The sequence below is a fragment of the Arthrobacter sp. TS-15 genome (genome assembly GCF_006964045.1).
In the GTDB taxonomy this organism is placed as follows: Bacteria; Actinomycetota; Actinomycetes; order Actinomycetales; family Micrococcaceae; genus Arthrobacter.
Window position 1 is genome coordinate 1 of the sequence record NZ_SDXQ01000070.1, and the last position, 9866, is coordinate 9866.

General features: G+C 63.4%; 10 protein-coding genes. 6 read left to right on the forward strand and 4 right to left on the reverse strand.

The annotated features are described in order from the left end of the window. Positions 1 to 100: 100 nt before the first annotated feature. Complete coding sequence (locus EU811_RS22720) at positions 101 to 841, reverse strand: MIP/aquaporin family protein (RefSeq protein ID WP_142940521.1); 741 nt, start codon at positions 839 to 841, stop codon at positions 101 to 103. A 46-nt stretch (positions 842 to 887) separates the two neighbouring features. Here EU811_RS22720 and EU811_RS22725 point away from each other — a divergent pair, with 46 nt between their 5' ends. The 6 genes from EU811_RS22725 (at position 888) to EU811_RS22750 (ending at position 5903) form a co-directional block, all read left to right on the forward strand. Beyond that, entirely contained in the window at positions 888 to 1562 is a 675-nt protein-coding gene (locus EU811_RS22725; RefSeq protein ID WP_142940522.1) for a metalloregulator ArsR/SmtB family transcription factor, read from the forward strand. Between the two features lie 181 nt (positions 1563 to 1743). Beyond that, positions 1744 to 2166: an arsenate reductase ArsC gene (locus EU811_RS22730; protein ID WP_142940523.1), complete on the forward strand. Its 423-nt coding sequence runs from the start codon at positions 1744 to 1746 to the stop codon at positions 2164 to 2166. A 33-nt stretch (positions 2167 to 2199) separates the two neighbouring features. Next, complete coding sequence (gene trxB, locus EU811_RS22735; protein WP_142940524.1) at positions 2200 to 3201, forward strand: thioredoxin-disulfide reductase; 1002 nt, start codon at positions 2200 to 2202, stop codon at positions 3199 to 3201. 180 nt (positions 3202 to 3381) lie between these two features. Further along, positions 3382 to 4764, forward strand: a complete 1383-nt coding sequence (locus tag EU811_RS22740) for an FAD-dependent oxidoreductase (protein WP_142940525.1) — start codon at positions 3382 to 3384, stop codon at positions 4762 to 4764. A 60-nt stretch (positions 4765 to 4824) separates the two neighbouring features. Then, the gene (locus EU811_RS22745; RefSeq protein ID WP_142940526.1) at positions 4825 to 5481 is read left to right on the forward strand and encodes an arsenate reductase ArsC; all 657 of its coding nucleotides are present in this window, start codon (positions 4825 to 4827) and stop codon (positions 5479 to 5481) included. Beyond that, positions 5481 to 5903 (forward strand): arsenate-mycothiol transferase ArsC, encoded by a 423-nt coding sequence (locus EU811_RS22750; protein ID WP_142940527.1) that lies wholly within the window; start codon positions 5481 to 5483, stop codon positions 5901 to 5903. Before EU811_RS22745 ends, EU811_RS22750 begins: the two co-directional genes overlap by 1 nt. Before the next feature lie 8 nt (positions 5904 to 5911). Here the strand turns inward: EU811_RS22750 and EU811_RS22755 are convergent, their stop codons facing one another. Genes EU811_RS22755 through EU811_RS22765 form a run of 3 tightly spaced genes read right to left on the reverse strand, consistent with a single transcriptional unit; the run spans position 5912 to position 9662 of the window. Further along, positions 5912 to 6352 carry a DUF6262 family protein gene (locus tag EU811_RS22755; RefSeq protein ID WP_238703541.1) on the reverse strand — a complete coding sequence of 147 codons (441 nt, stop codon included), beginning with the start codon at positions 6350 to 6352 and terminating at the stop codon, positions 5912 to 5914. After that, positions 6353 to 8488: a tyrosine-type recombinase/integrase gene (locus EU811_RS22760; protein ID WP_142940529.1), complete on the reverse strand. Its 2136-nt coding sequence runs from the start codon at positions 8486 to 8488 to the stop codon at positions 6353 to 6355. Then, complete coding sequence (locus EU811_RS22765) at positions 8475 to 9662, reverse strand: tyrosine-type recombinase/integrase (RefSeq protein ID WP_142940530.1); 1188 nt, start codon at positions 9660 to 9662, stop codon at positions 8475 to 8477. The genes EU811_RS22760 and EU811_RS22765 overlap by 14 nt, the downstream gene beginning before the upstream one ends. Between the last annotated feature and the right edge of the window lie 204 nt (positions 9663 to 9866).

Here is a 9866-nt window from a genome sequence, read left to right on the forward strand (position 1 = left end):
GTTCGAGGACGGGCAGTGCGTTCATTTATCCATTATGCCCGAATATTGACCATCATCAATGTAGTCGGGCAAGCGGCCCGCCGCTTCCGTCAGCGGATGACTAGGCCCCGGTTTTCTCCAGCGAGTGCGGGACGACGATGTCGTCCGCGGCGCGAGATGCTGTCGGGAACAGCAACGCCAGGACGCCGATACCCAGTGCAGCACCGATCAGCTGCGCCACCACGAACCCTGGAACGGATCCGGGCGCGATACCGGCGAAGGTGTCGCTGAAGATGCGCCCGACGGTCACTGCCGGGTTGGCGAAGGACGTCGAGGAGGTGAACCAGTAGGCTGCGCCGATGTAAGCGCCGACCGCAGGGGCCGCGAGAGCGCCGCGGTTGGTGGCCGCCAGCGCGAAAATCAACAGAATCAATCCAGCAGTGGCGACGACTTCGCCAAGCAGGTGCCCGGTGGTGGCGCGGTCCTTGACCGAGATGGAGGTGCCGACCTCGAACATGGCGTTGGCGAGCACACTGCCGCCGATGGCACCGATGACCTGCGCGATCACGTAGATTCCAACTTCGGCCAGCGACAGGCCGGTTCGGGTACTCCTGCCCAGGAACCAGTCGGCCAGGGACACTACGGGGTTGAAGTGCGCCCCACTGACGGGCCCGAACACAAGGATCAGAACGGTCAACCCGAGTACAGTCGCTGTGCTATTCTGCAGCAACTGCAAGCCCACATCATTGGGTGAAAGCTGGGCTGCGGCGATCCCCGAGCCGACGACGACGGAGACAAGCAAAGCGGTGCCGAGCAGTTCGGCGACGGCGCGGCGCCACAACGGCGGCTGGTGTGAAGTCATGGCAACCAGCTTGACCGAAGAAAGTATCTCAGTCAAAATTGAGTCAATGGATACTGAGCAGATGACCATCTTTCGGGCGCGGGTTGCAAAGCATGCCGCCCTCGCCGATCCTGCCCGCCTTCGCATCGTGGACCTGTTGACCCTGGGGGATTTGTCGCCGACGGAGCTGCAGGCTGAACTTGGGATGCCCTCGAACCTGCTCTCGCACCACCTGCGCAGCCTTGAGGAAGCCGGGCTTGCTACCCGCCACCGTTCGGAAGCGGACAAGCGACGCAGCTACTTCCGGCTCGCAGCCGGAGCCCTTGACGGACTGGCACCCGGGCGTGAGCACGCAGCGCGACGTGTGCTGTTCATTTGCACCCGGAACAGCGCCCGTTCCCAGCTGGCGACCGCGCTCTGGCGCCAGGTCAGTAACATCCCCTCCATCTCGGCCGGAACCCATCCGGCCGAGCGCATTGCCGACGGCGCTGTAGCCGTGGCCCGCCGCCACGGTGTCGATCTTGACCAGCTGACCCCGCGCCAGCTGGATCAGGTGGCGGCCGCCGATGATTTCATCGTGACCGTCTGCGACAACGCCCATGAGGAACTGGCCGGCCTTGGCGGTATCCACTGGTCCGTGCCCGACCCCCTGCGACTGAACAATGAAGACGCCTTCGAGAACGCCTTCACAGATTTGTCCGCACGCATCAACGACCTCGCTCCCCGCCTGCACGCCGCCTGATCCAAGAACGACCGGGCGCTTACGGGGAGCCTTCCAAGCTAAATATTGACAATCATCAATCTACTGTCCGATACTCCATATATCGACAAGCATCAATATCAGGCCGGTGCTGCTGCAACGGAGCGGACAGAGATTCAGAGAGTTCCCAACCCCTCACCCAACTGATCCCAGGAGAAACCCCGTGAGCACCGAAACCACCAAGAAGCCCTCCGTCCTGTTCGTCTGCGTCCACAACGCCGGACGTTCCCAGATGGCCGCAGCGTTTCTCACCACCCTGTCCGAAGGGGCCATCGAGGTCCGTTCCGCCGGCTCGCAGCCCGCGGACAAGGTCAACCCAGCCGCCGTTGAAGCCATGGCCGAGCTCGGCATCGACATGTCCGCCGAAATCCCCAAGGTCCTCACCACCGAGGCCGTGAAGGAATCCGACGTCGTCATCACCATGGGCTGCGGCGATGAATGCCCGTACTTCCCCGGCAAGCGCTACGAGGACTGGGTCCTTGAAGATCCCGCAGGCCAAGGCGTGGACGCTGTCCGTCCGATCCGCGACGAGATCAAGACCCGCATCGAGGCCCTGATCGCCTCGCTGGTCCCGGCCGCCAAGTAACCCATCTTTTTTCGAGCACCAGGAGAGACTTCCGTGAGCACCGACGCCAGTACCGACGTCCAGACAGAACATCTGATCATCATCGGCTCCGGCCCTGCCGGATACACGGCCGCGATTTATGCTGCCCGGGCCGGGTTGAATCCTTTGGTCCTGGCCGGTTCGGTCACCGCTGGTGGCGCGTTGATGAACACCACCGAGGTAGAGAATTTCCCCGGCTTCCCGGGCGGCGTCCAGGGCCCGGAGCTGATGGATGGGCTCCAGGAACAGGCCGAGAAGTTCGGCGCCCGGATCGTGTTCGACGACGCCACCGAGGTTGATCTGACCGGTCACCTCAAGCGTGTCGTCACCGGCGCCGGTACCACGCACGAAGCACCTGCCGTTATCCTCGCGACCGGGTCCGCCTACAAGGAGCTGGGCTTGCCGGAAGAGAAGAAGCTCAGCGGCCACGGTGTGTCCTGGTGCGCGACCTGCGACGGGTTCTTCTTCCGCGAGCAGGACATCATCGTCGTCGGCGGCGGTGACTCCGCGATGGAGGAAGCGACCTTCCTGACCCGCTTCGCCAGGACCGTCACTGTTGTCGTCCGCAAGGACGAACTCCGGGCCTCCCGGATCATGGCCCAGCGCGCCAAGGACAACCCCAAGATCACCTTCGCCTGGAACTCCGCCATCACCAAGATCCACGGCGACACCAAGGTCACCGGCGTGACCCTGACGGACACCCGCACCGGGGAAACCCGCGAACAGGCCGCCACCGGCATCTTCGTCGCCATCGGCCACGTGCCCCGCACCGAACTGGTCACCGGACAGGTGGACCTGGACGCTGAGGGCTACATCAAGGTCGACTCACCCACCACGGTCACCAACCTCTCGGGTGTCTTCGCCTGTGGTGATGCGGTGGATCACCGCTACCGGCAGGCCATTACCGCCGCGGGCACCGGCTGCGCGGCCGCGTTGGACGCCGAACGGTTCCTGGTCGCGCTGGAGGATGCCGACAGCATCGCCACGGCACTGGTTGAAGAACCAACCCACGCCTAACCACTCAGTAACGGGGAGGGGGTGAACTGGATGGACACCGGGTGCTGCACCGACACGGGCTGCTGCGACGAGGACGATCCGGACTGCTGCTAAACAGCACAGCCCCGGCCTGCCGGACCCACAAGGACCGGCAGGCACCCCCGAAACCAACCGCACCAACGGAAAAGAACAGAGGACAGCATGGATTCAGTGAAGAACCTTCCGGTCGCCGTAATCGGCGCAGGACCCATCGGTTTGGCCACCGCGGCACATTTGCTTGAGCGCGGCCTCGAACCGGTCATCTTCGAAGCCGGCCCCACCGCCGGTGCCGCCATTGAACAATGGCGCCACATCCGGCTGTTCTCTCCGTGGCGGTTCAACCTCGACGACGCCGCCGTGCGCCTGCTCGAACCCACCGGGTGGGAGTCCCCCCGCCCCACGGCACTGCCCTACGGCGGGGAACTCATCGACAACTACCTCACCCCGCTGGCCGCCACCGCCCAGATCGCCTCCCGGCTCCAGACTGGCGCCCGCGTCATTGCCGTCACCCGCGCTGGGCTGGACAAAACCCATGTCCGGGACCGTGACACCACCCCGTTCGTTGTCCGCGTTGAGCACGACGGCAGCGAGATTCGGGACCATGTCGTCGGTGCTGTCATCGACGCCTCCGGGACCTGGTCCACGCGAAACCCGCTCGGCACCTCGGGTCTGCCGGCCATCGGCGAGACCACCGCAGCTGACCGGATCTCCTCGCCGCTGCCCGACGCTATTGGAAGGGACCGTGCCGCGTTCGCCGGCCGCCGCGTCCTCGTCGTCGGTGCCGGTCACTCAGCTGCGAACACCCTGATCAACCTCGCCGAACTGGCCAAGGAAGAACCCGGCACCACGATCCTCTGGGCCGTCCGCGGCGAGTCCGCGGAGAAGGTCTACGGCGGCGGAGACGCCGACGGTCTACCCGCCCGCGGCCAGCTCGGCTCCCGGCTCCGCCGCCTGGTCGACGCCGGAACCATCGAACTGCACACCGGCTTCGGCATCGCCGCCCTGAAAACCCTCGACACGCACGTCACGGTCGAAGCGGTGGACGGGCGCACCGTCGAGGCTGACGTCATCGCGCCCTGCACCGGATTCCGGCCCGATCTGGATGTCCTGCGGGAACTGCGCCTGAACCTGGACCCGGCAGTGGAAGCCCCCACCGAGCTCGGCCCGCTCATCGACCCGGAATTCCACTCCTGCGGCACCGTCCCAGCGCACGGCGCTAAGGTTCTGGCGCACCCGGAGAAGGACTTCTACATTGTCGGGATGAAGTCCTACGGAAGGGCACCGACGTTCCTGCTGGCCACCGGCTACGAACAGGTCCGCTCCGTGGCCGCCGCCCTCGCGGGTGACCAAGCAGCAGCAGACACCGTGCACCTGGAACTGCCCGAAACCGGGGTCTGCTCCGCGGACGCGGGCACCAGCTGTGACGTCCCGGCCGCAGCCACCACGCAGGAGCCCGAAGCCCAGGGAGGTTGCTGCGCGGCACCCAAACCAGCGTTCGTCGGGTTCCCGACCGGGCTGGCCCACGGACGCTCCGCCGACAACTAACCCACCCAACCCACAGCGCCAGTCATCATCGAGCCGGACCCACCCCTAGGGAGTACTGCCATGACCGACCACCAGGAAACAACGCTGGGACTGCAGGACAACACCGAAGTCCTGCACCGGATCAGCAACCGCCTCGCCGACCGCTACGCCGGAACGTTCGCCGCCGAAACCGTCGAACGCTACGTCTTCGAGTCCTACACCGCCCTGGCCAGGACCGCGAAGATCAGCGCCTACCTGCCCGCGACCACCGAGCACTTCGCCAACGACAGGCTCCACGCCCTGGCCAAATCCAAGGGCGCCATCGTCTCCGACGTGCCCGAAGTTTTATTCGTCTGCGTCCAGAACGCCGGCCGGTCCCAAATGGCCGCCGCTCTGCTCAACGTCGAAGCCAAAGGCAGGATCCGGGTCCGGTCCGCCGGGTCCCTCCCGGCCTCCGAACTGGACCAGACCGTCGTGACCGTGATGAGCGAGATGGGCCTGGACTTGGGCAAGGAATACCCCAAACCGCTCACCGATGATGTCGTCCGGGCTTCCGACGTCGTCATCACCATGGGCTGCGGGGACTCCTGCCCAATCTACCCCGGCAAACGCTACGAAGACTGGGACCTCACCGACCCCGCCGGCCAATCGCTGGAAACCGTCCGGGACATCCGCGACCAGATCCACGACCGGGTCAAAACCCTGGTCGCCTCCCTCACGAAAGAAGCAGCCCTCTAATGACAACCGAACACCCCGCGGTCCTCTTCGTCTGCAGCAAGAACGGCGGCAAATCCCAACTCGCCGCAGGTCTCATGCGCGACCTCGCCGGGGACAACATCACCGTCTACTCCGCAGGCACCAAACCCGCAGAGTCCTTGAACGGCCAAGCCGTGGACTCACTGACGGAGCTGGGCATCGACGTCACCGGTGAATACCCGAAACCCGTCACCGACGAGGTCCTGAACCTCGTGGACGCCGTCATCGTCCTCGGCACTGAAGCCAAACTCGACGCACCTGCCGGGAAGCGGTTTGAGATCTGGGAAACCGACGAACCCTCTACCCGCGGTATCGAGGGCATAGAACGCATGCGCCTGGTCCGCGACGACATCAAAACCCGCGTGCAGGCCCTCTACAACGACCTCACCGACAGCACGAACTGATCCCGCGCCTACTGCCCGGATGGCGCGGTGCGAGGCGGTGGGCAGGGATTCCGGCGCCGAAGCTGGAGAATTTCGCCGTGGGCTGCTGCGAGGGCGGCTTCGAGCTCGGCGATCTTTTTCCCGTTGGTTGATCGCTCCGCGGCAAGTTTGGCCGCCAGAGTCCTGACGATGCTGCTGGTGTCGGGATGCGGCGGTTCGCTCCGTGGATGGTCACGCTTTGGTTCGCTCCCCGGCGTGGTTTTGGAGCGGAGATCCATGATTCGTTCGCGCAGGTCGCTGGTCCGGTAGAGGAAGTCTTTGGAGACTCCTGCTTCTGCTGCCACGGTTTGGAATGTGATTGGGCGGCCGGCTTTGAGGAGCCTTCGCAGTCCCTTCTCGGCGCGCGCCAAAGCGGCATCGCGTTTCGTCTGGGCGGCCAGCCGAAGATTCTCGGTGTTGCCCCGGACCATTTACCCGGTGACCTGACGTGGTGCCCGGTGAATGTCGGACTCAGTCCGTGCCGGCGTGCCAGCTCCGGCCACGGGAGACTTGCCGCGTGCAGGGTCTTTGATGGCCTCGACGATTCTTCCCAAGGCACGCTGTTCTCGACGCCGGAGGGTCAGCCACACGTGGTTTTCGCCCATCGGCTCGCCAGTTCGTTGTTGGTGGGCCTCCTGGCGTTTCTCGACCAGAGTATCCAGTGCAACGAGCTCGCCCTCATGGACGCCCAGGAAGCGTTCGTCCGTGACGAACAGGTCGCAGGTCAGGCACGCGTTGCCTTTGCCGCAGGTCTGGGCCGGCGGGAGCGTGCACCACCCGTTCGGCAAGACTCGGTCGGTGCGGGCATCCAAAGCCATAAGCTCGTAGAGGTCCTCCGAGGACATAACCGGCCGGCTGCCCTCGGCTGTGAGTTTTCGGTACTTGATGAATTCCGCTTTGGCCGTCGCGTCCAGGGTCTGGGCGTAGTGCATGGTCATCTCGGGGGTGGTGTGGCCCAGGTATCGCTGAACGACGTGAAGTGGGACGCCGGCGTTGAGTAGGTTCGTTGCCTTGGTGTGCCTGAAGTTATGGGTTCTGGCGAGTTTGAGTGGTTGATCGTTTTCGTCGCGGATGTCGGCGAGATCTACCAGCTTTCGCAGCTGCGTACGGAAGACGTTACTGCTGTAGGGGCGTTGACCGTGCAGGTTGTTATGGCTCCGGATGAACAGATACTGCGGAGGCTCTGTGATTTGGTTTCGGTGAAGGTGGTCTTTGAGCCATCGCTGTTGTTCGGCAATGATCTCAATTGCCTCGGAATCGATGAAGATCGTTTCGGGTGCTCCGTCGATCTTGGTCTGCTGGTATCGCAGCTTGGCGATTCTGTCCGATCCCGGGTCCTCGGCTCCCGGAACAGGTATCAAGGGATTGACGTCGATCATGCAGATTTCGCTCGCGCGGCGACCTGTCGCGATGAGCAAAAGGAGGATCCGCATCGCTTGGGGATCTCCCAGACCTCCGTCTGTCCTTGAAGCCCCCAGCAATGGTGCGTGCAGGGCGATTTGGGACATCGTGTGGTCGGAATAGAGTCGGGTTTCGTCGAGCGGCTCTTTCTTCGACTTTCGTGGGAGGTCGCCCGGGCGTATGAGGCGGAGGTAGTCCGGGGACAATGTAGTCCAGCGGGCGTCGATTCCGGTCTGTGCCGCGTCCTCGGCATGATCAACCATGAACTCATACAGCCCCCGGACGGCTGCGACGATCGAGGAAATGCCTGACTGCTCGCGTCGGCGGCCGTTTTGGGTCGTGAAGGCGCTCTCGGTGAGGAAGTCGAGGATCAAGGCCCTGCGCTCCTGGGCATTCCTGGCGAGAAGGGGCGTATCGACACCTCTGAGGGTGAGGAATCTGCCGAAAACTTTAATCCCGTGGTGTCGCTGCAGCACTGTCCCCCAGGCGATGTCACCCCGTTCCAGCTCAGTCTTGACGTAGAGCATCGCTCCCAGCCTCAGCCAGGCCGGCGTGACTTCGTGCCAATGGATGGCATCCGTCTTCGGAGGGATGTTCCGCCCCCGGGGAATGCGGGTGTCCAAGTCCAGTGACCAGACTTCCCGTTTCCACCAGGGACCGTCATCGTAGGCGAACCACAACAACTTCGAGGCCCGGTCCAGAGGCCCGGTGATGGTTCGCAGGGTCGAGGGGTTCGGCAGCGCCCGGGTTCTTTTCGCCCAGGAACTGCTGAGCTCTTTCCGCCATTGGGATGGGGTGCGGTCCATCAGGCTTTCCGCGGCTTTCCCCTCTGCTTTCAACCGGCGGGAGGTCTCTGCCAGTTCCCTCATGAGTAGTCCCAGCGGCGAGCAGGGAACACGGCCACCACCTTTGACGATGCTCCAGATGACGTACTGCATTTCCCTCTGCATCACCGGTGGGAGCCCGTCCAGGTGAATGTTCCCGATCTTGGCGTGGTAGTAGGCGAAGAACGGCAGGTATTGTTCGGGGATCGTGGTCCGGGTGTAGTGGAGCAATTGCATCTCCGCTGGGACCTGGTTTCCCAACGCCTGGTTGGCGTGGGTGGTGAATGGGTTTCTGCCATTGAGGCTCAGTGCCTCAAGGGTTCGCGCGTCAGCCGATTTCATCCTGGACTCTCCATCGATTCGTCATTCTTCGCCAGTCGGCAAGGGAACGGAGTTCCTCGTCATCGGTGACCCAGGCGTACAGATTCAGGGTTGTCTGAACGTCAGAGTGCCCGAGACGCCGGCTCACCACATGGAGCGGGGCACCTGCCAGGAGCATTGCCGTGGCGTGGGTGTGGCGGAACCAATGAGGCGTCCAGTCCGGCGGCACCGCAGAGCCCAGGGCCCTGCGAATGCGCCCGACGCGTTTATAGACGGTCTCTGCCCGCAGGGGCTTGAACTCATGCCCCATCCTGAGGTTGACGAACACGTATGCCTCATCCATGGACGTCACAGCCAAGTCCATGCCGGCTTCGCACAACTGCCAGACGTATTCGGCGTAGAGCCTGTCCAGGCCATCGGAGATATGGATCTTGCGGTATCGGGAGCCCTTGACCCGCAGCCCGTATGGGTGGTCATCGCGCGGAGCGACCTCGAGGTAGGCGTTCTCCCCACGCCCGGCACGCCAGTCCCGATGCTGCAAACTGAGTGCCTCGCCCAACCGAAGCCCGGTCTCCTCCAACAAGGTGAAAAGCAAAAGGTCCCGGACAGACCCGCTCCACTCCCTCTTTTTCGGATCGAACCGACCACAGTGATCCTTGATCGCGTCGATCTGCCGAACCGTCAGGACAGGAGCGCTGGACCGTCGCTTCGGGACACTTACCGAAGCGCTGCGGCGCAGTCCACGACTGGTATGACCCAGAAACGGCAGATACGGGCTCCGGGACGGGCGGTCGGAGTAGACAATCGACCCGAAATCGTACCCGCGCCACTGATGGAAAGCATAGAAGGAGCGCACGCCCTGAACCCTCAGGGCAGCAGTTGAAGGAGCAATCCGGGACGACGTGGCGGTCCCGCGAAAGATAACCACCTCTGGCGGAAGGCCTGTACGAATCCATGCCAGAAAGGCCGACAAGTCCTCAAGTTCTACGTGGTCCCAAGCACGCCCGCGAAGTCCCAGAAACTCCCACCACAAGCAGAGGGAGCGTGCGTAGGACTTAACGGTGTTGGGGGAATGACCGGTCTGCCTCAGGTGCTCGAAGTAGAGCTCAATTTCCGGAACCGGGAGGAAGTCGTCTCCGAGAACTGTCCATGTGGTTTCTGCGCCATCGCTTTGAACCCGCTGGACTCGCACCATAGATCAGCTCCCCGTTCCACTCCCCCATCAGCTTCATGTGCGGAAGCCAATTCGAGTGGGACTAGAAGTGAACACCGAAGGGAAAGATGCGGACCGGCCGATGAAGACGAGTACCGGATAGCCCCGTCTTCAACAGAGCATTCCTGCCATCAATCTCTGTCGAAGACGTTAAAGTCCGGGCGGAAGCTGTACCGGATAAGCAGG